The organism is Parvibaculum sp., assembly GCF_019635935.1.
Classification (GTDB): Bacteria; Pseudomonadota; Alphaproteobacteria; order Parvibaculales; family Parvibaculaceae; genus Parvibaculum.
The window spans coordinates 41,820-63,804 of the sequence record NZ_JAHBYN010000001.1; the positions used below are offsets into that span (position 1 = coordinate 41,820).

Sequence of the window (21,985 nt, forward strand, 5' to 3'; positions counted from 1 at the left end):
CCATGCCGATTGATATTCTGATGCCCGCGCTCTCGCCGACCATGGAGGAAGGCACGCTCGCCAAATGGCTGGTGAAGGAGGGCGACGAAGTGAAGTCGGGCGACATCATCGCCGAAATCGAAACCGACAAGGCGACGATGGAGGTCGAGGCAGTCGATGAGGGCCGCATCGGCAAGCTGCTGGTTGCCGAAGGCACCGAAGGCGTCGCCGTCAACAAGCCGATTGCGATACTGCTGGAGGAAGGCGAAAGCGCATCCGATGTGAAAGCGCCCGAAAAGGCGAAAGCACCGGAAAAGCCGAAACCCGCCGAAAAAAGCGCGGCGCCCGAAGTGCCGAAGCCGGCGGCGAAGAGCGAAGCAAAGCCGGCTCCGCCCGCGCCGGCGAACGGAAAGAGCGGGCGCGTCTTCGCGTCGCCGCTGGCGCGGCGCATCGCCGCTCAGAAAGGCATCGATCTTTCGTCGGTTGAGGGCTCGGGTCCGCGCGGCCGCATCGTTAAGGCCGACATCGAAAGCGCAAAGCCCGGCGCGCGTAAATCCGCCGCGCCTGCGCCCGCCCCCGCATCCGCCATCGACGCCCGTGCTTTCTATGCGGAAGGAACTTACGAGGAAATCCCGCTCGACGGCATGCGCAAGACCATTGCCCGCCGCCTGACGCAGTCGATGCAGGAAATCCCGCATTTCTACCTGACCGTCGATTGCGAACTCGACGAATTGCTGGCGACCCGCAAGAAGCTCAACGCCGAGGCGGGCGAGGGCGCGAAGCTCTCGGTCAACGATTTCCTGATCCGCGCCGCCGCGCTGGCGCTGGTGAAAGTGCCGATGGCCAATGTCAGCTTTGCCGGCAACGCGCTGCTGAAACACACCCACGCCGATATCGGCATTGCCGTGGCGCTGGATGGCGGCCTGATCACGCCGATTGTCCGCGCCGCCGAAACCAAGGGGCTCGCCGAAATTTCGGCCGAGGCGAAATCGCTGGCCGCGCGCGCCCGCGACAAGAAGCTGAAGCCGAGCGAGTTCGAGGGCGGAAGTTTCTCGATTTCGAATCTCGGCATGTACGGCATCAAGCATTTCACGGCCGTCATCAACCCGCCGCAAGCCGCAATTCTCGCCGTCGGCAAGGGCGAGGAGCGGCCGGTTGTGCATGATGGCAAGCTCGAAGTCGCGACCGTGATGACGGTCACGATGTCCTGCGACCACCGCGCCATCGACGGCGCGCTCGGCGCGCAGTTCCTCGAAGCCTTCAAATCATTCGTCGAATACCCCGCAAGGATGCTGCTCTGATGGCGGACCAATACGACCTCGTGGTGATCGGTTCCGGCCCCGGCGGCTATGTCGCCGCGATCCGCGCCGCGCAGCTCGGGATGAAAACCGCCATCGTCGAGCGCGACGCACTGGGCGGCATCTGCCTCAACTGGGGCTGCATCCCGACCAAGGCGCTGCTGCGTTCGGCCGAAGTCTACGAAACGCTGCATCGCCTCGACGAATTCGGCCTCAAGGCCGACAATATCGGCTTCGACGCCGAGGCGGTCGTGACGCGCAGCCGCAAGGTCGCCGCGCAATTGTCGAATGGCGTCAAATTCCTGATGAAGAAAAACAGGATCGACGTCATCGAGGGCAGTGGCAAGCTTGCCGGTGTGGGCAAGGTTGCGGTCGAAACGAAAGACGGAAAGACGAGCGAGCTCGCCGCGAAGAACATCATCCTCGCCACCGGCGCCCGCGCGCGCACCGTCCCCGGACTTGAGCCGGACGGCGAACGCATCTGGACCTATCGCGAGGCGATGGTGCCGAAATCGATCCCCAAATCGCTGATCGTCGTCGGCTCCGGCGCGATCGGCATCGAGTTTGCGAGCTTCTACCGTGCCTTCGGCGCCGAGGTGACGGTGATCGAAATGCTGGACCGCATCCTCCCGGTCGAGGACGAGGAAATCTCGAAGGAGGCGGCGCGCGCGTTCAAGAAACGCGGTATCAAGCTGCTCACCGGCGCAACGGTCGAGAAGATCGAGAAGAGAAAGTCTGGCGTCGTCGCGACGGTGAAGACCGGCGGCAAGAGCGAAACCATTGAAGCCGAAATCGTGATCTCGGCGGTCGGCATCGTCGGCAATGTCGAAAACCTCGGTCTCGAAAAGGCAGGCATCAAGGTCGAAAAAACGCATGTCGTCGTCAACGAATGGCTCGAGACGGGCGCGAAGGGCCTCTATGCCATCGGCGACCTGGTCGGTCCGCCCTGGCTGGCGCACAAGGCGAGCCACGAGGGCGTACTGGCGGCCGAACGCATCGCGGGCGTGAAGGGCCTCCACCCCATCGACACGACGAAAATTCCCGGCTGCACCTATTCGACGCCGCAGATCGCCAGCGTCGGCCTCACCGAAGCGAAGGCGAAGGAAGAGGGCTACGAAGTAAAGGTCGGCCGCTTCCCCTTCCGCGCCAACGGCAAGGCCATCGCGCTCGGCGAAACCGAAGGCTTCGTCAAAACCGTCTTCGACGCCAAATCAGGCGAGCTTCTGGGCGCCCACATGATCGGTGCCGAAGTCACGGAGCTCATTCAGGGCTTCGGTCTGGCGCGCACGCTCGAAGCGACCGAAGCCGATCTGATCCATGCCGTCTTCCCGCATCCGACGCTGTCGGAAATGATGGGCGAAGCCGTGCTCGACGCCGAAGGCCGCGTTCTCCATACTTGAGCGAAACGGCTCAAGGGGAGGGATCATGGGCGGAGAAGAAGCGGCCGGCGCATCGTCGAATGGGCCGAAAAACGCCGTCGTCATCCTTCTCGACAGTCTCAATCGTCACATGCTCGGCGCTTATGGCGGCGCCGAATTCGCGACACCCAATCTCGACCGCTTCGCCGCCCGCGCCACGCGCTTCACAAGGCATTTCACAGGCTCGTTGCCCTGCATGCCGGCGCGACATGACATTCTCTGCGGTGCGCTGGATTTTCTCTGGCGCCCCTGGGGCTCGGTCGAAATCTGGGAAGACGCCATCACCTATGAACTGCGCAAGGCGGGCGTCGTCACGCAGCTGATCTCCGACCATCCACATCTTTTCGAGACGGGCGGCGAAAACTACCACATCGATTTCACCGCCTGGGATTATCAACGCGGTCACGAGGGCGACCCGTGGAAGACGGTCGCCGACCCAAGCTGGGCCGGCGCACCGAATTTCATGCGCAAGCACATGCCCTATGACGACTCGCGTGGATACTTCCGTGGCGAGGAAGATTTTCCGGGCCCGCGCACGATGGGTGCGGCCGCGCGCTGGCTCGCCGACAATGCCGGCCGCCACGATCGCTTCATGCTCTTCGTCGACGAGTTCGACCCGCACGAACCCTTCGACACGCCGGAGCCCTATGCGTCGATGTACGACCCGGATTGGGAAGGCGCGCATCTGATCTGGCCGCCCTATGTGAAGGGCGGCATCGCGAAAGGCGTCATAGACAAGAAACAAGCCCGGCAGATACGCGCCAGCTATGGCGGCAAGCTGACCATGATCGACAAATGGTTCGGCAAGGTGCTGGACGAGCTCGATCGCAACAATCTCTGGGACGACACGCTGGTCATCCTTTGCACCGATCACGGCCATTATCTCGGCGAGAAGGACATCTGGGGAAAGCCCGGCGTGCCGGTCTACGAACCGCTCGGCCACATTCCGCTTCTGATCGCCCATCCCGGCATTGCGCCCGGCACCTGCGACGCGCTGACCACCAGTGTCGATCTCTTCGCGACGCTGGCGGAGTTCTTCGGCGTCAATGTCCGCCAGCGCACGCATGGCCGCTCGCTGCTGCCGCTGCTGCGCGGCGCGACGAAATCGATCCGCGACTGGCTGCTCACTGGCGTCTGGGGCCGCGAGGTGCACTACATCGATGGCGCCCGCAAATATGCACGCGCCCCGGCTGGCGATAATGCGCCGCTGACGATGATGTCGAACCGCTGGTCGACCATGCCGACGCACTTTCTGACGCGCGAGCAGGAACTTCCGCTGCCCGACGATCGCGCCTTCCTCGACCGTATGCCGGGAAGCGCCGTGCCGGTCATTCATCAACGCTGGGACAAGGACGATCACGTTCCGTTTTGGGCCAGAGCGCAGTTCTCCGGCAATCATCTATACGATCTCGAAAACGATCCGTCGGAGGACCATAATCTGGCCGGAACCGCGCTCGAAACCGACTACGCCGAACGCCTGCGGACGGCGTTAACGGAATTGGACGCGCCAGCCGCCCAGTTCGAGCGTCTCGGCCTCGGCTGACTGCCGAAAAAACGGGCAAAATAGCAATTGTTTAACGCCTCGGTCTCCATACTTGAGCATCGAGGTTGGGCAATGTCGCTGGGCACAGACATACATCCCGGACACCGGGAAATCGGCTACGACGCCATCGAGGCGCAGGAACCGACGCATCCGAAAAACCGGCAATTGCTGGAATACTGGCGTGCGCGTTGCGTCGGTGGCGATGTGGCGCCGCGCCGCGACATCAACCCGCTCGACATGCCGGCTTTGATGGGCGGCATGTTCATCGTCGAGCCCGTCGATGGCGGTACCGACATGCGCTACCGGCTGATCGGCGCGGCGAATGAGCAGCGCCTCGGCATGCCCTTCACCGGCCGCCGCTTCTCGGAATGCTATGAGCCGAAAATGGCCGCCGAACAGATTGCGATTCACAACCGGGTCATGGACCGCTTGAAGCCGGTGGTGTTGCGTGGAAATTTCCTCGGTGTCGACATGGAATATGCGCGCTTCGAATGCCTCTACCTGCCGGTGCGCGCCGAAACCGGTCTCCAGGTTTTCGGCGGCCTCTACGACATGGCCCAGACGGACTGACGGAAATCCGCCGATTCAGCGGGATTTGCTTGAATCAGGCCAAGCGTCTATCCATGTCCTGACAGGAACACCAGAGCAAGGTCATGGTCACCGTCATCGACACGCTGAAGGCGGCTGCGGCGCGGCCGCGCCATCCCGAAAAGGCCCATCGGCCCGACACGCCCATCCTGCGCAAGCCGGAATGGATCCGCGTCAAGGCGCCGGGTTCGCCGGTCTATACCGAGACCAGACGGATCGTCCGGGAGAACAATCTCGTCACCGTCTGCGAGGAAGCCGGCTGCCCGAACATCGGCGAATGCTGGACCAAGAAGCACGCCACCATGATGATCATGGGCGACACCTGCACGCGCGCCTGCGCCTTCTGCAACGTCAAGACCGGCCTGCCGGCGCCGCTCGATGCGGACGAACCGGAAAACGTCGCGAACGCCGTGGCGAAGCTTGGCCTGCGCCATGTCGTCATCACCTCGGTCGACCGTGACGATCTCGCCGATGGCGGCGCGCGCCATTTTGTCGAAGTGATCGAGGCAATCCGCCGCCGTTCGCCCGGCACCACGATCGAAATTCTGACGCCGGACTTCCTGCGCAAGGAAGGCGCGCTGGAGATGGTGGTCGCGGCGCGGCCCGATGTCTTCAACCACAACCTCGAAACCGTGCCACGCCTCTATCTCAACATCCGTCCCGGCGCGCGCTACTTCCATTCGTTGCGCCTGCTCCAGCGCGTCAAGGAACTCGACCCGACGATCTTCACCAAATCCGGCATCATGGCCGGCCTCGGCGAAACGCGCGAGGAAGTGTTGCAGGTGATGGACGACATGCGGTCGGCCAATATCGACTTCCTGACCATCGGCCAATATCTGCAGCCGACGCGCAAGCACGCGGCGGTCGACCGCTTCGTGACGCCGGACGAATTCAAGTCCTACGAAACGATAGCCCGCACCAAGGGTTTCCTGCTGGTCTCGTCAAGTCCGCTGACGCGCTCTTCCTATCACGCAGATGAGGACTTCGCCCGCCTGAGCGCTGCGCGCAACGCCGCGCAGCCGCGGACCTGAACCTCCATGCCCGCCCACGAACAAACCCGCGACGTTCCCTACGCGGCGGACGACATGTTCGCCCTCGTCGCCGGCATCGAGCGCTATCCCGAGTTTCTGCCCTGGTGCGGCGGCGCGCGCATCCGCCGCCGCGACACGCTCGACGGCAAGGAGGTGCTCATTGCCGATCTGCTGATTTCCTACAAGCTTTTCCGCGAACGCTTCACCAGCAAGGTCACGCTCGACCCCGCGAAGCGCCTGATCGACGTCGCCTATGTCGAGGGGCCGTTCCGCCATCTCCACAACAAATGGCAGTTCGAGCCGTTAGCCGATGGCGGCACACGCATTCACTTCTTCATCGATTTCGAGTTTCGCAGCCAGATGCTGCAGAAAATGATGAACGCGGTTTTCGCCAAGGCCTTCGGCCGCCTGATGCAGGCCTTTGTCGATCGGGCGGACGAGCTGCACGGCCGGCGCGCCTCATCCGTCTTCGGTCCGCCCGTTACTTCGGCAGAATGACGGTGCTCACATCATCCGGCGTATGAGATTGAGCGCCGTTTCGATGCTCTTGATCCGGATTTCCTCGCGACCGATATCGCCGAAGCGCTGCATCTCGTGAAGAATGCTGCGGCCCTGTCGCGCGGCGCCGAAATGCACAAGCCCGACCGGCTTCATCGGCGTGCCGCCGCCGGGGCCGGCAACGCCCGTCACCGACACGGAAATATGTGCGCGCGAATTCTTCAACGCGCCTTCCGCCATCGCCCGCGCCACGGGCTCCGACACCGCGCCGAAATCGGCGATAAGGTCGCCCGGCACATCCAGCATCTCGCGCTTGGCTTCGTTCGAGTAGACGACGAAACCGCGCTCCACCACATCCGACGATCCGGCGATCTCGGTCAGCAGACCGGCGATCAAACCGCCCGTGCAGGACTCGGCGGTTACGAGTTTCAGCTTCGCCTCGCGCGCGTCGGCCAGCGTCAGCTCGGCCAGATGAACGAGACGGCGCGGAAAGATGCTCATATGACGATCCCGATCAGAATGTCGCAAAGGATGAAGGCGATCACGGCATAGATCGCGGCGACGACGTCGTCGGCCATGACGCCGAAGCCGCCCTTGAAGCGCCGCTCCACCGCGCCGATCGGCCAGGGCTTCCAGATGTCGAAAAGGCGAAACAGCGCAAATCCCGCAAGCCAGTTGACGGGCGACATCGGCAGCGCCGCAAGCACCAGCCACACTGCGGCTACTTCGTCGATCACGACTTCGGAAGCATCTTCCGTTCCGCTGGCGGCGCAATATCGCTCCGCAGCCCATATGCCGGCGGCGAATGCGGCGAACGCGGCAAGCGCGAGCGCCGGCGCGCCAAGAAGGTAGACAATGACGAAAGCGAAGGGCATGGCGGCCAGCGATCCCCATGTGCCGGGCGCGGGACGGATCAGTCCGGCGCCGAACCATGTCGCAACAAGCACGACCGGATGCCCGAAGCGGAGACCGGCGGGGAGGGGGGTGAAGCGGCTCATCCGAATATCAGCGTCGCGACGGCCTGCGCCGCAATGCCTTCGTTGCGTCCAGTGAAGCCGAGGCCCTCGGTCGTCGTTGCTTTGACGCTGACGCGCTCCCGCTCAAGCCCGAGAATTTCCGCGACCCGGTCGCGCATCGCTTCGGTATGCGGACCGATTTTCGGCCGCTCACAGATCAGCGTCACATCGAGATTGGAAATTCGCGCGCCCGCCCGCGCCGCAAGGTTTCCGGCATGGGCGAGAAAGATATCGGAGGCAGCACCCTCCCACTTCATTTCCTCGGGCGGGAAATGCTTGCCGATGTCGCCCGCGCCGATAGCGCCCAGTATCGCATCGGTCAGCGCATGCAGGCCGACATCCGCATCCGAATGGCCGATGAGCCCCGCGCTATGCGAAACCCGCACGCCGCATAGCCAGACATGGTCGCCGGGACCGAACTTGTGCACGTCGAAGCCCGTTCCGGTCCGCGCCTCGCCGCCGCGCGCTAGCAGGCGCGCCGCGCGCATCAGGTCGGCGGCATCCGTAATCTTGATGTTGTCTTCGTCGCCCTCGATCATCGCCACATCGACCCCCGCCGCCGTCGCCACTTCGACATCGTCCGTGAACGCCTGGTCTGCCATGCGCCGGTGCGCGTCCAGAATAGCGTCAAAACGAAATCCCTGCGGCGTCTGCGCGCGCCAAAGTGCGTCGCGGGGCACGGTTGGCCCTGCGAGCCCCTTCACGGAACGCCGAAGCGTGTCGGTGACCGGCAGCGCGACGAGAACACCGCGATGTGTCGCCAGCGCTTCAATGCAATTGGAGATCAGCGTCGCGGATACAAAGGGCCGCGCGCCGTCATGGATCAGCACAAGGGCCGGCATCTGCGCCGCCAGCGCCTCAAGCCCGGCCAGCACGGATGCCTGCCGTGTCACGCCGCCGAGGCAGGGAGGCAGCAGTTTTGGCAGTCCCGCCGCCGCGGCCTCATATTCGGCACGGTCGTCGCCGTGGATGACCGTCAGAATGCCATCGATGCCGGGATGGGCGGCAAATGCGGCAAGCGTCCGGCGCAGCACCGGCACGCCGCCCAATTCGCGGTATTGCTTCGGCGCGCCCGGTCCGGCGCGGCTGCCGCGCCCGGCCGCCACAATAAGAGCGACGACGTTCATATCCGCTCGTTTCGCACCCCCACCGGCCTTTCGCAAGCGGATTTGCCGGTTGCCGATTTGCCTTGCCGAAACATTATGCAGGCGCTAATTTGGACAAAATTTGTGCAACTTCCATCGGTGCCTAAAGTTTGACCATATTTATCGGCAAGCACGTTCTGGCGAACCAGGTCCTGCTGGCGCCCATGGCCGGCGTCACCGATCTGCCGTTTCGCCGGGTGGCGCACCGGCTGGGGGCCGGCCTCGTCGTCTCCGAAATGGTGGCGAGCGACGCGCTGGTCCGTGAGCGGCGGGATGTGGTGCGCCGGGCCGCGGGCGCGGGCGAAGTCGAGCCGCTGGCGATCCAGCTCGCCGGTCGGGAAGCTTACTGGATGGCCGAGGGCGCGAAGCTCGCCGCGGCGGCCGGCGCGGACATCATCGACATCAACATGGGCTGCCCCGCCAAGCAGGTGACGACCGGCCTGTCGGGTTCGGCGCTGATGCGCGACCTCGACCATGCGGAAAGCCTGATCGACGCGACCGTCGGCGCCGTGTCTGTTCCGGTCACGCTGAAAATGCGCACCGGCTGGGACGATGCGACGCGCAATGCCCCGGAGCTGGCGTCGCGCGCCGAGGCCGCGGGCATCCGCATGGTGACGGTGCATGGACGCACCCGCTGTCAGTTTTACAAAGGCCGTGCGGACTGGCGTTTCATCGCCGAGGTCAAAAGCGCCGTCTCGATCCCGGTCATCGCCAATGGCGACATAACCAGCGAAGAAGACGCGCGCGAAATCCTTGCCGTGTCGGGCGCCGATGGCGTGATGATCGGCCGCGGCGCGCAAGGACGTCCCTGGTTCCCGGCGCAGGTCGCGCACTACCTGAAAACCGGCAACAAGCTGGCCGCGCCGTCATGGGAAGCGCAACGCGAGATCGTCACGGGACATTACCGCGACATGCTCGATCACTATGGCGCGGCACTGGGCTTGCGCGTCGCCCGCAAGCATATCGTCTGGTACCTCGAGGATGCGTCGCGATGTTTCCCGGAAGAGGCGCTCGCAGCCAAACGCGCCGTCGTGCGCATGAACGATCCGGACGACGTGCTCGCGGCGCTTGACGCATTTTACGGCGAAGCCGCGCGGCGCGAACCCGCCCGCGCATCGAGGGAGGCCGCATGATGTCGCAAGCCGCAAAATCCTTCCCGGCCGGCGCGCCGCCCGAAGCCACCGTTATTCTGAAGTCGATCCCGCATCCGGTGATCCTCGTCGATCGCGACAGCCGCATTGAATATGTCAACGACAGCACCGAGGAGTTTTTCGCGGCGAGTTCCGCCATGCTTGTCGGACATCCGCTGAGCGAGATTGTCGCCTTCGGCAGTCCGGTGTTGTCGCTGATCGAACAGGTGTTCGAGCGCGGCGTATCGGTCAACGAATATGGCGTCGAGATCGGTACGCCCCGCATGGGCGACCGGCAGGTCGACATTCAGGTGACGCCGCTGGCCGAGTTTCCGGGCCATGTGCTGCTGCTGCTGCAGGTCCGGACCATGGCGCACAAGATGGATCGGCAATTGACCCATCGAAGCGCCGCGCGTTCGGTCACCGGCATGGCGGCGATCCTCGCGCATGAAATCAAGAACCCGCTTTCGGGCATTCGCGGCGCGGCGCAATTGCTGGAACTGGCGGCTTCGACCGAAGACAAGACGCTGACGCGGCTGATCTGCGAAGAGACCGACCGCATCTGCAAGCTGGTCGATCGCATGGAAGTCTTCTCCGACGAACGTCCGGTGCCGCGCGAGCCGGTCAACATCCATCTGGTTCTCGGCCATGTGAAGCAGCTTGCGGCGACGGGTTTCGCGAGCGGCATTCGCATCGTCGAGGAATACGATCCCTCGCTGCCCCCCGTACTGGGCGACAAGGACCAGCTGATTCAGGTCTTCCTCAATCTGGTCAAGAACGCGGCGGAAGCGATCGGAAAGCCCGAGGGCGAAATCGTCCTGACGACGGCCTACAGGCCCGGCGTGCGCCTCTCGATGCCCGGCAGCCGCGACCGCGTCAGCCTGCCGCTCGAAATTTGCGTGATCGATGATGGCCCCGGTGTGCCGCCCGACATCATGGAACACCTCTTCGATCCCTTCGTGACCACCAAGTCGTCCGGCACCGGTCTCGGCCTTGCGCTCGTCGCCAAGATCATCGGCGATCACGGCGGAATCATCGAATGCGAAAGCCTGCCGCGCGGCACGGTCTTCCGCGTCTTGTTGCCCATGCATACCGGCGCGACCGTCGCCGACGGCGATCTGCCGCACTGACAGGAGAACAGAGATGCCAAGCGGAACCATTCTCCTCGCCGACGACGATGCGGCAATCCGCACCGTTCTCAATCAGGCGCTCGGACGCGTCGGCTACGACGTCCGCTCCACCGGCAACGCGGCGACACTTTGGCGCTGGGTCAGCCAGGGCGAGGGCGACCTCATCATCACCGATGTGGTGATGCCCGACGAAAACGCCTTCGACCTGATCCCGCGCATCAAGCGCGTCCGGCCCGACATACCCATCGTGGTGATGAGCGCGCAAAACACGCTGAAGACCGCGATCACCGCGGCCGAACGCGGCGCCTACGAATATCTCCCCAAGCCCTTCGATCTGAACGAACTGATCCGCGTCGTCGATCGCGCGATGACCGCGCCGCGCGAGCCGGCCGTTGCCCGCCAGCAGCCGGAGGAAGACGAAAAGATACCGTTGATCGGTCGCTCGCCCGCCATGCAGGACATCTACCGCGTGCTGGCGCGCCTGATGCAGACCGACCTCACGGTGATGATCTCCGGCGAAAGCGGCACCGGCAAGGAACTCGTCGCCCGCGCGCTGCACGACTACGGCCGCCGCCGCAACGGTCCCTTCGTTGCCGTCAACATGGCCGCCATTCCGCGCGAACTGATCGAAAGCGAACTCTTCGGCCACGAAAAGGGCGCCTTCACCGGCGCCAGCCAGCGCGCCACCGGGCGCTTCGAGCAGGCCGAGGGCGGCACGCTCTTTCTGGATGAAATCGGCGACATGCCGATGGAAGCGCAGACCCGCCTGTTGCGCGTGTTGCAGCAGGGCGAATACACGACCGTGGGCGGGCGCACGCCGATCAAAACCGATGTCCGCATCGTCGCCGCCACCAATCGCGACCTGCGCCAGCTCATCAATCAGGGGCTCTTCCGCGAAGATCTGTTCTTCCGGCTCAATGTCGTGCCGATCCGGCTGCCGCCGCTGCGCGAGCGCTCGGAAGATATTCCCGATCTCATTCGCCATTTTCTCGGTCAGGCCGAAGACGAGGGATTGCCGCCCAAGACAATCGACGCAGCCGGCATGGAGCTGCTGAAGCGTTACCGCTGGCCGGGCAATGTGCGCGAACTGGAAAATCTGGTTCGCCGCCTGGCCGCGCTCTACACCGAGGAAATCATCGGGGCGTCGATCCTCGAAAACGAACTGGCCGAACCGGACTTCGGCAAATCCGCCGAGCAACCGGCCGCCGACGAGCCGCTCGGCGCGGCTGTCGAGCGCACGCTTGGCCGCATTTTTGCCGCGCATGGCGACGCCCTTCCGCCGCCCGGCCTCTATGACCGATTGCTGCAGGAGGTTGAGCGTCCCCTGCTGGGCATGAGCCTGGCGGTGACACGCGGTAACCAGATAAAGGCCGCACATCTCCTTGGTATTAACCGTAATACGCTCCGCAAGAAGATTCGCGAGCTCGATATCCAGGTCATTCGAGGGCTGAAATAGCCGAGGCGGCCCGATATCGAAGTGTCACAATCCAGCAACATTGTTGTTGAACGGTATCGCTTGCCGATACAGAATGTCGCCCTGCCGCAAGGGAGCGTGGCGGAATTGGCACATATCCGGATGCAACGCGGCGCAAGTCCGCTACCGGTGCGATGCCGCGCGAGGCCCGTCGGCCTCGCGCTGAACCCCGCGCGGGAAGCAACATGGCGACGACGGACCGGATCGACAGGTCGGCAGGGTGGGAAGGCCGATTTTGGCAGCTGATAGGCCGTCGGGGCTTTTCGGCCGGCGTATCCGTGGGTCTGGTCGTTGCGGCTGTTCTGCTCGGCTCATTCACCTACATGCTGCTGACGGGCCTGACGCCCTTTGCGCCGACGCGCACCGTTCTGATCTCGCTCCTGTTGGCCAACCTCACCATCGTCCTGGTGCTGTTCGGGCTGATTTCCTGGCGCGTCATTCGCCTGATCATGGCGCGTGTCAGCGGCACGACGGGCGCCAAGCTTCATGCGCGTCTTGTCACCATGTTTGCCATCGTCGCGGTGATGCCGGCGATCATCGTGGCCGCATTCGCGGCAATGACATTGAACCGCGGTCTCGATACCTGGTTCAGCGAACGCGTTCAGATCATCATTTCCAACGCGGAAACGGTCGCCGAAGCCTATCTCAACGAACACCATCATGTGCTGCGCGGCGACGCGCTCGCCATGGCCAACGACATCAATCGAAATTCGCCGTTGTTGACCTCGAATCCCGGCCTCTTTTTCCAGCTTGTCTCCGACCAGATGCATTTGCGAGCGCTCAACGGCGCCTATCTGATCAAATCCGACGGCCGCATCGTGACCAAGGCCCGCGCGAGCGTGGATCTCGGAATGCCGCCGGACGAACAATTTGAAGCAGCGGGGAAGGGCGAGGCGGCGCTTTTCACGGTCGAGGATCGCAGCCAGGTCCGGGCGCTGGTATCGATCCCTGCACTTGACGATACCTATCTCTATGTTGCGCGTCTGGTCGACGCGCGCGTGCTGGAACATCTCGCCGAAACGCGCGCCGCCGTCGACGAATATGAAAGCCTGGAAAGCCGCCGCATCCAGTTCCAGGTTACGTTCGCGCTGATCTACGTGATATTCGCGCTGATCATGCTGCTGGCGGCGATATGGCTTGGCCTCTGGGCGGCAAACCGGATCGTCGATCCGATTTCCGAGCTTGTGCGAGCCGCCGAACGCGTCAGCGCGGGCGACTTGCGCGCGCGCGTGTATGTCGGTCAAACGGGCGACGAGCTCGATATGTTGACCGGCGCGTTCAACCGGATGACGAGCCAGCTTGAAAGTCAGCGCAACGATCTGGTCGCCGCCAACCACCAGCTCGACGAACGGCGGCAATTCACCGAAGCGGTGCTTTCCGGCGTGAGCGCCGGTGTGCTGGGTCTCGACAATGAGGGCCGCATCGGCCATGCAAACCGCGCCGCACTGAAATTCTTCGACCGGCCGGAATCCGGCATGATCGGCCGCGACATCATGACGACGGTTCCCGAAATGGCAGCCGTCATTTCAGATGCGCGCGCGCATCCCGAGCGTCGCGCGCAGGCGCAAGTCACGATCCACCGCGATGGACAGGATCGGACGTTGAATTTGCGTATCACCCGCGAAGTAACGGATGCCGGACAGGGCGGTTTCGTTCTGACCTTCGACGACATCACCGAGCTCGTGCGGGCGCAGCGCACGTCGGCCTGGGCCGATGTGGCTCGCCGCATCGCCCACGAAATCAAGAACCCGCTGACGCCGATCCAGCTTTCGGCCGAACGGCTGCGCCGCAAATACGGCAAGGAAGTAAAATCGGATCCCGAGGTTTTCGAGCAATGCACGGCGACCATCATCCGCCAGGTTAACGACATCGGGCGTATGGTCGATGAGTTCTCGTCATTTGCGCGCATGCCGGTGGCGGCAATGAAGCCTGTCGATCTCGGCGAGATTCTGCGTCAGTCGGTTTTTCTTCAGCGCGTCGGCCATCCGGACATCGAATATCGTCTCGACATGCCGGACGAAGCGGTCGTCGCCGAATGCGACGGGCGGCTGGTCAGCCAGGCGCTGACCAATGTCCTGAAAAATGCGGCCGAGGCTATTCGCGGCAACGACGACGAGCATGGCAGCGGATCGGCGGCGACAGGCGGTGCAAAGATCGGCCGCATTCACATTCGGTTGACCGCGGACGACGACAAGGTGGAGATAGCGGCCACCGACACAGGCTGCGGCTTGCCCGAGACCGACCGGACACGCCTCACCGAGCCCTATATGACGACCCGCGCCAAGGGTACGGGGCTCGGCCTGGCAATCGTCAACAAGGTCATGGAAGAACATGGCGGGCAGTTGATCCTCGAGGACGCGCCGCGTGACGAGGATTGGGATACGGGAGCGCGCATACGTCTGGTGTTTCCGCGCCGCGTCGCCGCCCAGAGTGAAGCGAAAGAGGCTGTAAATGGCGTCTGATATTCTGATTGTCGACGACGAAGGCGACATCCGCGATCTGGTCGCGGGAATTTTGAGCGACGAGGGCTACGACACACGCAGCGCCGCCGACAGCGACCGTGCGCTGGCCGCCATCGAGGCGCGTCGCCCCGGGCTGGTCATTCTCGACATCTGGCTGCAAGGCAGCAAGCTCGACGGGCTCGAACTCCTCGACATCATCCGCGAGCGTCATCCCGATCTGCCGGTGATCATCATCAGCGGTCACGGCAACATCGAAACGGCGGTGTCCGCAATCAAGAAGGGCGCCTACGACTTCATCGAAAAGCCGTTCAAGGCCGACCGCCTGATCCTGATCGTCCGCCGCGCGCTGGAAGCCTTCCGTCTGCGCCGCGAAAACAGCGAGCTGCGCGCCCGCGCCGGCGACGACACGACGCTGATCGGATTCTCGCCGGCCATGGCGCAAGTGCGTCAGACCATCGACAAGGTGGCGCCGACCGGAAGCCGCGTGCTGATCACGGGCCCGTCGGGCTCGGGCAAGGAGGTTGTGGCCCGCCTCCTTCATGCGCGCTCGCGCCGTTCGGCAAACGCCTTTGTCGCGATCAACACGGCCACCATGGCGCCGGAGCGCATGGAAGTCGAACTCTTCGGCACCGAGGAAAGCGCCGCAGGCCCGCGCAAGGTCGGCGTGTTCGAACAGGCGCATGGCGGCACGCTGTTTCTCGACGAAGTGGCCGAAATGCCGATCGAGACGCAAAGCAAGATATTGCGCGTGCTGGTCGACCAGACCTTCGAGCGCGTCGGCGGCGGCCCGAAGGTCAAGGTCGATGTGCGCGTGGTCTCCTCGTCGAGCCGCGACCTCCTGGATGAGATCGCGAAGGGCCGGTTGCGCGAGGATCTCTTCCACCGCCTCAATGTCGTGCCCATCGCCGTGCCGCCGCTATCGTCAAGGCGCGAGGATATTCCATTGCTGGTCGAATACTTCATGGGCCAGATTTCAAACGCCACAGGCTTGCCGCCGCGCCGCATTTCCGAAGACGCGCTGGCCGCCCTTCAGGCCCATGACTGGCCGGGAAACGTCCGCCAGCTTCGCAACAATGTCGAACGCCTGCTGATCCTGACGTCGGGCGACCCGAACGCCGTCGTCACAGCTGACATGCTGCCGGCCGAGGTCGGCGCTTCGGCGCAAATGACCGTCAACGGCGCCGGCGGCGAACACATCATGGCCTTGCCTTTGCGCGAGGCGCGCGAAACCTTCGAGCGGGAATATCTGATTGCGCAGATCAGCCGTTTCGGCGGCAACATTTCGCGCACGGCGTCGTTCATCGGCATGGAGCGTTCGGCGCTGCACCGCAAGCTGAAATCGCTCGGCGTCGCCGCCGCCAACCGGCTCGACATTCCCGCATGATCCTCCCGCGAACCGAGGCACTCCCATGAAAGTCATCGTTTGCGGCGCCGGTCAGGTCGGTTTCGGCATCGCGCGTCAGCTTGCCGCCGAACAGAACGACGTGACGGTCATCGACCAGTCGCCGCAGCTCGTCCGTCAGATTTCGGATGCGCTCGACGTTCGCGCCATTGTCGGCCACGGCGCCCATCCGGACGTGCTGGAGCGCGCCGGCGCCGCCTCCGCCGACATGTTGATCGCCGTCACTTTCCACGACGAAGTCAACATGATCGCCTGCCAGGTCGCGCATTCCCTCTTCCAGTTGCCGACCAAGATTGCGCGCATCCGCGCCCAGTCCTATTTGCAGCCCGGCTTCCAGGACCTGTTCTCGCAGGATCATCTGCCGATCGACGTCGTCATTTCGCCCGAGCTTGAAGTCGGCAAGGCGGTGCTGCGCCGCCTCGCCGTTCCGGGCGCCCTCGACATCCTGAATTTCGCCGACGGAAGGGTCAGCGTTGTCGGCGTGTCGCTGGAGGAAGACTGCCCCATCGTCAACACGCCGCTGCGCCAGCTCACCGATCTCTTTCCCGATCTGCGTTCCCGCGTCGTCGGCATCGTGCGCGGCGGCGAGCTGTTCGTGCCGCAAAGCGACGACCAGATGCTGGTCGGCGACGAAGCCTATTTCGCCGCCGACGTGCGCGACGTGCGCCGCACACTGGGCATATTCGGTCACGAGGAAAAGACCGCACGGCGCGTCATCATCGTCGGCGCCGGCAATATCGGCCTTTATGTCGCTCGCGAACTCGAGGAAAATCATCCCGGCGTCCGCGTCAAGGTGATCGAGAGCGACCGCGAACGCGCGATCCATGTCGCCGACAGGCTGAAGCGCACCATCGTGCTGCACGGCGACGGCCTCGATCCGGAGCTGCTGCAGGAGGCGGGCATCGGCGAAACCGAAATTCTGGTGACCTTGACCAACAACGATCAGGCCAACATCCTGTCCTGCGTGGTCGCCAAGCGCGAGGGCTGCACGCGCACCATGTCCTTGATCAACAACAACACCTACCAGCCGCTGATGCGCTCGCTCGGCATCGACGCTTTCATCGATCCGCGCGGCACCACCGTCTCCTCGGTGTTGCAGCATGTGCGCCGCGGCCGTATTCGCGGGCTGCAATCGGTCCATGACGGCGCGGCCGAAATCATCGAGGCCGAGGCGCTCGAAACCTCGCCGCTTGTCGGCAAACCGCTGCGCGAGGTCAATCTTCCCGATGGCATTCTGGTCGGCGCCGTCATTCGCGACGACGAGGTCATCATCCCGCGCGGCAGCACCGAAATCGAAGCGGGCGACCGCGTCGTCCTTTTCGCCCGTTCCGATCAGGTGAAAAAGGTCGAGCAGATGTTCCGCGTCAGCATCGAATTTTTCTGAAAGTCGCGCGTTTGTCCCGCATCGCATATGTCAATGGCCGTTATCTGCGCCATGCCGAGGCCGCGGTCCACATCGAGGATCGCGGCTATCAGTTTTCTGACGGTGTCTATGAAGTCTGCGGCATCCGCAATGGCCGCTTCATGGACGAGGCGCTGCATCTCGAACGGCTGGAGCGCTCGCTCGGCGAGCTGCGCATCGCGATGCCGCTCTCCCTCGCCGCGCTCCGCCACATTCTGCGCGAGGTCGTCCGGCGGAACCGCATTTCAAACGGTCTCGTCTATCTGCAGGTGACGCGCGGCGTCGCCCCGCGCGATCATCCCTTTCCTGCGTCGCACGTGCCCCCGGCGCTGGTCGTCACCGCAAAGCGTCTCAACGAAGCGCGGATAGCCGCCGCGGTCGCCAAAGGTGTCGCCGTCGCCACTATGCCGGATCTCCGCTGGGCGCGGCGCGACATCAAGTCGGTGTCGCTGTTGCCCAACATTCTGGCCAAGCAGGCCGCGCGCGACGCCGGCGCCTATGAGGCCTGGCTGGTGGATGCAGACGGCTTCGTCACCGAAGGCTCCTCGACCAACGCCTGGATCGTCGACCGCGACGGACGTCTTGTCACGCGGCCCGCAAGCCACGCCATCCTCAATGGCGTCACCCGTCGCGTGCTGCTGGAAACGGCGAAAGCCGAAGGCATTGAGGTGATCGAGCGGCCTTTCACGCCGCAAGAGGCGAAATCGGCCCGCGAAGCCTTCATAAGCGCCTCCTCGGCGATTATCATTCCGGTGGTCCGGATCGATGGCGAACCCGTAGGAAATGCGGAGCCCGGATCGCTGACGCTTCGCTTGCGCGAAGCCTATGGGCGCGTCGGACGTCTGACCTGAGCCCTGAAACCGCCCAAACGGGCGGAAATCGGGCCAAAATCGTACCGATTGCAGGTGCGAAGTTTAATTTCGCACTTGCAGCATAACTGAAAACGCCCGACTGTATGCGTGAGCGCCGCAGCCCCGAGCCGTCCTCCGGCCGGGTGCAAACAAAAAAGCCGGTCCGCGCGGCGAAGGCCCGGCCCCATCAGACCGACAAATGGGGTTTACCCATGAACGAGAAGACCCATAACCTCCAGGACACCTTCCTGAACCATGTTCGCAAGAACAAGACGACCCTCACCATCTTTCTGGTGAACGGCGTCAAGCTTCAGGGCGTTGTCACCTGGTTCGACAACTTTTGTGTGTTGCTCCGCCGGGACGGCCACTCGCAACTCGTGTATAAGCACGCCATATCCACCATCATGCCGGCCCAGCCCGTTCAGCTTTTCGAGCCCGAAACGAACGGTGAGGAGGCCTGAAGAGACATCGATTGAACGACGAAATAGAGATCGGCCGTAGCGAGCGTAAACGCGGCAGCGGCGGTTCCGGCAACAAGCCGAAAGAACCGACGCGGGCCTTTGTGCTGGTGCCTTGGCTGAAGTCCCGCCCGAAAGGCGAGGGTGCAGGTGCGCGCTCTCCCGAATCCAGGCTGGAAGAAGCGGTTGGTCTCGCCGCCGCCATCGCCCTCGATGTGGTGGGCAGCGCTGTCGTTCCGCTCGCCAATCCGCGGCCGGCCACGCTCCTCGGCGAAGGCAAGGTCGAGGAGTTGAAGGGCCAGTTTGCCGAACTCCGCATCGAACTCGTCATCGTCGACGGACCCCTCGGCCCCGGCCAGCAGCGCAATCTCGAAAAGGCCTGGAACCTGAAGGTGCTCGACCGCACCGGTCTCATTCTTGAAATTTTCGGCGAGCGCGCCGGCACACGCGAAGGCACGTTGCAGGTCGAGCTCGCGCATCTCAACTACCAGAAAACCCGCCTCGTCCGCAGCTGGACCCATCTTGAGCGTCAGCGCGGCGGCTTCGGCTTTCTCGGCGGCCCCGGCGAAACCCAGATCGAAGCCGACCGGCGGCTGATCCAGGAACGCATCGCCAAGCTCGAGCGCCAGCTCGAAACGGTGAAGCGCACCCGCGAACTCCACCGCAAGACGCGCCGCGAGGCGCCTTATCCGGTTGTCGCTTTGGTCGGCTACACCAACGCCGGCAAATCGACACTCTTCAACCGGCTGACCGAGGCCGGCGTCTTCGCCGAGAACCTGCTCTTCGCGACCCTCGACCCGACCATGCGTGCGCTGCTGCTGCCGAGCGGCCGCAAGATCATCCTGTCGGACACGGTGGGCTTCATCTCCGACCTGCCGACGCATCTCGTCGCCGCCTTCCGCGCCACGCTCGAAGAAGTGCTCGAGGCCGAGGTGATCCTGCATGTCCGCGATGCCGCGCATGAGGAAACCGCGGTCCAGAAAAAAGACGTCGAGCAGGTCCTGGCCTCGCTCGGCGTGACGAAAGAGTCGGCCACCGCCAACGGTCAGCATGTGGTCGACGTATTGAACAAGATCGACCTGCTGGACGAGGAAGGCGCCGCCGCACTCAACGCCGCCGCCCGCGCGCCGCTTTCGGTCGCCGTCTCGGCGCTGACCGGGCAGGGCGTCGATGAACTGCTGAAGCTGATCGACAGCCTGATCGTCGATGACGAACGCAGCGTGACATTCGACATTCCGGCGGGCGAGGGCGAAGCGATGGCCTGGCTTCACGCCAACGCCCATGTCCGCAAGCGCGAGGACCGCGACGACGGCATCGTCCATCTCGAAATCGGCATGACACCGATGATGACCGGCCGTTTCGAAAAGCGTTTCCCGGAACTGGCGCGCCGTCTCGGCGCGGCTGCCATCGCCGAAATCGAGGCGGCCGAGTAACGGACGGAAAATGTCAAACCTTAACGACAATGTCGTCGCACTGATGCGGGAAGTCGCCGCGCGGGAGATAATGCCGCGCTTTCGCGCACTGGCCGACAGCGACATCGAGGAAAAATCGAAAGGCGATCTTGTGACGATCGCCGACCGCGCCTCCGAGCTCTGGCTGACGCCGCGCCTTGAGGCGCTTGTCGCCGGCTCGCATGTGCTGGGCGAGGAGGCCGCCGCCGCCGACCCTGCCTTGCTGGACCGTCTCTCCGATGACAAGGCGCTATGGACCGTCGATCCTGTCGACGGCACCGGCAATTTCGTCGCCGGACGCGAGACCTTCGGCGTCATGGTGTCGCTGGTCGAGAAAGGCGAGACAACCCACGCCTGGATTTATCTTCCGGTTGCGGACGAATTCGCCATTGCCGAACGCGGCGCCGGCGCCTTCTGGATGTCGGGGGGTGAAACCGGCCGCCTGATGTCCGGCCGCGCTGCGCCCGCCACGGCCGATCAATCGGCAAGCTTCTATGTCCGCTTCATGCCGGATGAATGGCGCGCCGGCATCGAAAAACACGCCGAGGGCATTGGCCGCCGGGAATCGACGCTCTGCTCGGCCGTCGACTACACTTCCGTCGCGCGCGGCCGCCACGACTTCGTCACCTACTACCGGATGCTGCCCTGGGATCACGTGCCGGGAACGCTGATCCTGCGCGAGGCGGGCGGCGTCGTTCGCGACATCGAAACCGGCCTCGATTACTCGCCGCGCACCCTGAAGGGACCGCATCTCGTCGCCCGCGACGAGGAGAGCTGGCAAAGCACGGCAGAGAGCATCCGTGCGTTGCGCGCGCATCTCTAGAGCAATTCCAGGAAAAGTGGAATCCGGTTTTCCGTCCGGAATTGCGCAAAACAAAAAAGGTTAGAGCGACATGTCGCTCTAACCGCGCTCCTCGCGCTTGGCTTCGTCCCACAGCGCATCCATTTCCTCGAGCGTCGACTCTTCCGGCCGCTTGCCCTGCGCCGCAAGTTTTTCCTCGATCCGCCCGAAACGGCGGCGGAACTTCGCATTGGCGCGCCGGAGCGCGGCTTCGGGATCGACCTTCATGTGCCGGGCGAGATTGGCATAGACGAACAGCAGATCACCCATCTCGTCTTCCAGCCGGTCGGCATCGCCGCCCTTGGCGATCTCTTCGGAAAGCTCCAGCATCTCTTCGTTGAGCTTCTCGATCACCATGCGCGTTTCCGGCCAGTCGAAGCCGACACGCGCCGCGCGGTTCTGAAGTTTGACGGCGCGTGAAAGCGCGGGCAGGGCGAGCGGCACATCGTCGAGAATGCTTGTTGCGGCAGCGCCCTTGGCCGCCCGCTCTTCCGCCTTGATCTCCTCCCACCGGCCCCTGACGGCGCCGGCATCGCGCTGCGTCTCGTCGCCGAACACATGCGGGTGCCGCCGTACCATCTTGTCGGAAATCGCCGCCGCCACATCCTCGAAGCCGAACGCGCCTTGTTCCGTCGCCATCTGTGCGTGGAACACCACCTGCAACAGCAGGTCGCCGAGCTCGTCCTTCAACTCGTCCATGTCGCCGCGCTCGATCGCCTCGGCGACCTCATAGGCTTCCTCGATCGTGTAGGGCGCGATCGACGCGAAATTCTGTTCGAGATCCCAGGGGCAACCGCCGTCGGGGTCGCGCAGCCGCGCCATGATCGCGAGAAGCCGGTCGATGGCGCGTTCGCTCAAGGCGCTCTCC

At 63.9% G+C, this 21,985-nt stretch carries 20 protein-coding genes; 16 read left to right on the forward strand and 4 right to left on the reverse strand.

What is annotated here, in order from left to right:
- Nucleotides 1–2: 2 nt before the first annotated feature.
- The 6 genes from KF719_RS00215 (at nucleotide 3) to KF719_RS00240 (ending at nucleotide 6,355) form a co-directional block, all read left to right on the forward strand.
- Nucleotides 3–1,280 (forward strand): pyruvate dehydrogenase complex dihydrolipoamide acetyltransferase, encoded by a 1,278-nt coding sequence (locus tag KF719_RS00215; RefSeq protein WP_293506088.1) that lies wholly within the window; start codon nucleotides 3–5, stop codon nucleotides 1,278–1,280.
- Nucleotides 1,280–2,677: a dihydrolipoyl dehydrogenase gene (gene lpdA, locus KF719_RS00220; RefSeq protein WP_293506090.1), complete on the forward strand. Its 1,398-nt coding sequence runs from the start codon at nucleotides 1,280–1,282 to the stop codon at nucleotides 2,675–2,677. Before KF719_RS00215 ends, lpdA begins: the two co-directional genes overlap by 1 nt.
- A 25-nt stretch (nucleotides 2,678–2,702) precedes the next feature.
- Nucleotides 2,703–4,238, forward strand: coding sequence for a sulfatase (locus KF719_RS00225; RefSeq protein WP_293506091.1), 1,536 nt, complete (start codon nucleotides 2,703–2,705; stop codon nucleotides 4,236–4,238).
- A 72-nt stretch (nucleotides 4,239–4,310) separates the two neighbouring features.
- Nucleotides 4,311–4,808, forward strand: coding sequence for a PAS domain-containing protein (locus tag KF719_RS00230; RefSeq protein WP_293506093.1), 498 nt, complete (start codon nucleotides 4,311–4,313; stop codon nucleotides 4,806–4,808).
- A gap of 83 nt (nucleotides 4,809–4,891) precedes the next feature.
- Entirely contained in the window at nucleotides 4,892–5,857 is a 966-nt protein-coding gene (gene lipA / locus KF719_RS00235; protein WP_293506095.1) for a lipoyl synthase, read from the forward strand.
- 6 nt (nucleotides 5,858–5,863) lie between these two features.
- Nucleotides 5,864–6,355 (forward strand): type II toxin-antitoxin system RatA family toxin, encoded by a 492-nt coding sequence (locus KF719_RS00240; RefSeq protein ID WP_293506097.1) that lies wholly within the window; start codon nucleotides 5,864–5,866, stop codon nucleotides 6,353–6,355.
- A 6-nt stretch (nucleotides 6,356–6,361) separates the two neighbouring features.
- Here the strand turns inward: KF719_RS00240 and KF719_RS00245 are convergent, their stop codons facing one another.
- From KF719_RS00245 to KF719_RS00255, 3 genes are read right to left on the reverse strand one after another with little or no spacing between them, the layout of a single operon-like run.
- Complete coding sequence (locus tag KF719_RS00245; protein WP_293506099.1) at nucleotides 6,362–6,856, reverse strand: CinA family protein; 495 nt, start codon at nucleotides 6,854–6,856, stop codon at nucleotides 6,362–6,364.
- Complete coding sequence (locus tag KF719_RS00250) at nucleotides 6,853–7,353, reverse strand: phosphatidylglycerophosphatase A (RefSeq protein WP_293506100.1); 501 nt, start codon at nucleotides 7,351–7,353, stop codon at nucleotides 6,853–6,855. Before KF719_RS00250 ends, KF719_RS00245 begins: the two co-directional genes overlap by 4 nt.
- Entirely contained in the window at nucleotides 7,350–8,498 is a 1,149-nt protein-coding gene (locus KF719_RS00255; RefSeq protein WP_293506102.1) for a bifunctional 2-C-methyl-D-erythritol 4-phosphate cytidylyltransferase/2-C-methyl-D-erythritol 2,4-cyclodiphosphate synthase, read from the reverse strand. Before KF719_RS00255 ends, KF719_RS00250 begins: the two co-directional genes overlap by 4 nt.
- A gap of 128 nt (nucleotides 8,499–8,626) precedes the next feature.
- On the opposite strand from KF719_RS00255, the gene dusB reads away from it, so the two are divergent.
- From dusB to KF719_RS00305, 10 genes are all read left to right on the forward strand, one after another.
- Nucleotides 8,627–9,649, forward strand: coding sequence for a tRNA dihydrouridine synthase DusB (gene dusB, locus KF719_RS00260; protein ID WP_293506104.1), 1,023 nt, complete (start codon nucleotides 8,627–8,629; stop codon nucleotides 9,647–9,649).
- Nucleotides 9,649–10,776, forward strand: coding sequence for a nitrogen regulation protein NR(II) (locus tag KF719_RS00265; RefSeq protein ID WP_293510530.1), 1,128 nt, complete (start codon nucleotides 9,649–9,651; stop codon nucleotides 10,774–10,776). Before dusB ends, KF719_RS00265 begins: the two co-directional genes overlap by 1 nt.
- Nucleotides 10,777–10,789: 13 nt before the next feature.
- On the forward strand, nucleotides 10,790–12,232 hold the full coding sequence (gene ntrC, locus KF719_RS00270; RefSeq protein ID WP_293506106.1) for a nitrogen regulation protein NR(I): 1,443 nt from the start codon (nucleotides 10,790–10,792) through the stop codon (nucleotides 12,230–12,232).
- A 203-nt stretch (nucleotides 12,233–12,435) separates the two neighbouring features.
- On the forward strand, nucleotides 12,436–14,712 hold the full coding sequence (locus KF719_RS00275; RefSeq protein ID WP_293506108.1) for a PAS domain-containing sensor histidine kinase: 2,277 nt from the start codon (nucleotides 12,436–12,438) through the stop codon (nucleotides 14,710–14,712).
- Nucleotides 14,702–16,096 carry a sigma-54 dependent transcriptional regulator gene (locus tag KF719_RS00280; RefSeq protein ID WP_293506110.1) on the forward strand — a complete coding sequence of 465 codons (1,395 nt, stop codon included), beginning with the start codon at nucleotides 14,702–14,704 and terminating at the stop codon, nucleotides 16,094–16,096. The genes KF719_RS00275 and KF719_RS00280 overlap by 11 nt, the downstream gene beginning before the upstream one ends.
- A gap of 25 nt (nucleotides 16,097–16,121) precedes the next feature.
- Nucleotides 16,122–17,498, forward strand: coding sequence for a Trk system potassium transporter TrkA (trkA, locus tag KF719_RS00285; protein ID WP_293506112.1), 1,377 nt, complete (start codon nucleotides 16,122–16,124; stop codon nucleotides 17,496–17,498).
- Nucleotides 17,499–17,509: 11 nt separating this feature from the next.
- Complete coding sequence (locus tag KF719_RS00290) at nucleotides 17,510–18,367, forward strand: D-amino-acid transaminase (RefSeq protein ID WP_293506114.1); 858 nt, start codon at nucleotides 17,510–17,512, stop codon at nucleotides 18,365–18,367.
- Nucleotides 18,368–18,579: 212 nt separating this feature from the next.
- On the forward strand, nucleotides 18,580–18,828 hold the full coding sequence (gene hfq, locus KF719_RS00295; protein WP_293510532.1) for an RNA chaperone Hfq: 249 nt from the start codon (nucleotides 18,580–18,582) through the stop codon (nucleotides 18,826–18,828).
- A 101-nt stretch (nucleotides 18,829–18,929) separates the two neighbouring features.
- Nucleotides 18,930–20,258, forward strand: coding sequence for a GTPase HflX (gene hflX / locus KF719_RS00300; RefSeq protein ID WP_293510533.1), 1,329 nt, complete (start codon nucleotides 18,930–18,932; stop codon nucleotides 20,256–20,258).
- A 10-nt stretch (nucleotides 20,259–20,268) separates the two neighbouring features.
- The gene (locus KF719_RS00305) at nucleotides 20,269–21,099 is read left to right on the forward strand and encodes an inositol monophosphatase family protein (protein ID WP_293506116.1); all 831 of its coding nucleotides are present in this window, start codon (nucleotides 20,269–20,271) and stop codon (nucleotides 21,097–21,099) included.
- 78 nt (nucleotides 21,100–21,177) lie between these two features.
- Here the strand turns inward: KF719_RS00305 and mazG are convergent, their stop codons facing one another.
- The gene (mazG, locus tag KF719_RS00310) at nucleotides 21,178–21,975 is read right to left on the reverse strand and encodes a nucleoside triphosphate pyrophosphohydrolase (RefSeq protein WP_293506118.1); all 798 of its coding nucleotides are present in this window, start codon (nucleotides 21,973–21,975) and stop codon (nucleotides 21,178–21,180) included.
- Between the last annotated feature and the right edge of the window lie 10 nt (nucleotides 21,976–21,985).

Bases quoted from the DNA above. Each gene is read 5' to 3' on its own strand.
- KF719_RS00240 (WP_293506097.1), top strand. From the start codon at position 5,864: ATGCCCGCCCACGAACAAACCCGCGACGTTCCCTACGCGGCGGACGAC.
- KF719_RS00245 (WP_293506099.1), bottom strand. From the start codon at position 6,856: ATGAGCATCTTTCCGCGCCGTCTCGTTCATCTGGCCGAGCTGACGCTG.
- KF719_RS00305 (WP_293506116.1), top strand. From the start codon at position 20,269: ATGTCAAACCTTAACGACAATGTCGTCGCACTGATGCGGGAAGTCGCC.
- KF719_RS00215 (WP_293506088.1), top strand. From the start codon at position 3: ATGCCGATTGATATTCTGATGCCCGCGCTCTCGCCGACCATGGAGGAA.
- KF719_RS00265 (WP_293510530.1), top strand. From the start codon at position 9,649: ATGTCGCAAGCCGCAAAATCCTTCCCGGCCGGCGCGCCGCCCGAAGCC.
- trkA (WP_293506112.1), top strand. From the start codon at position 16,122: ATGAAAGTCATCGTTTGCGGCGCCGGTCAGGTCGGTTTCGGCATCGCG.
- hfq (WP_293510532.1), top strand. From the start codon at position 18,580: ATGAACGAGAAGACCCATAACCTCCAGGACACCTTCCTGAACCATGTT.
- ntrC (WP_293506106.1), top strand. From the start codon at position 10,790: ATGCCAAGCGGAACCATTCTCCTCGCCGACGACGATGCGGCAATCCGC.
- KF719_RS00280 (WP_293506110.1), top strand. From the start codon at position 14,702: ATGGCGTCTGATATTCTGATTGTCGACGACGAAGGCGACATCCGCGAT.
- lpdA (WP_293506090.1), top strand. From the start codon at position 1,280: ATGGCGGACCAATACGACCTCGTGGTGATCGGTTCCGGCCCCGGCGGC.
- KF719_RS00255 (WP_293506102.1), bottom strand. From the start codon at position 8,498: ATGAACGTCGTCGCTCTTATTGTGGCGGCCGGGCGCGGCAGCCGCGCC.
- KF719_RS00225 (WP_293506091.1), top strand. From the start codon at position 2,703: ATGGGCGGAGAAGAAGCGGCCGGCGCATCGTCGAATGGGCCGAAAAAC.
- KF719_RS00250 (WP_293506100.1), bottom strand. From the start codon at position 7,353: ATGAGCCGCTTCACCCCCCTCCCCGCCGGTCTCCGCTTCGGGCATCCG.
- lipA (WP_293506095.1), top strand. From the start codon at position 4,892: ATGGTCACCGTCATCGACACGCTGAAGGCGGCTGCGGCGCGGCCGCGC.
- KF719_RS00275 (WP_293506108.1), top strand. From the start codon at position 12,436: ATGGCGACGACGGACCGGATCGACAGGTCGGCAGGGTGGGAAGGCCGA.
- KF719_RS00230 (WP_293506093.1), top strand. From the start codon at position 4,311: ATGTCGCTGGGCACAGACATACATCCCGGACACCGGGAAATCGGCTAC.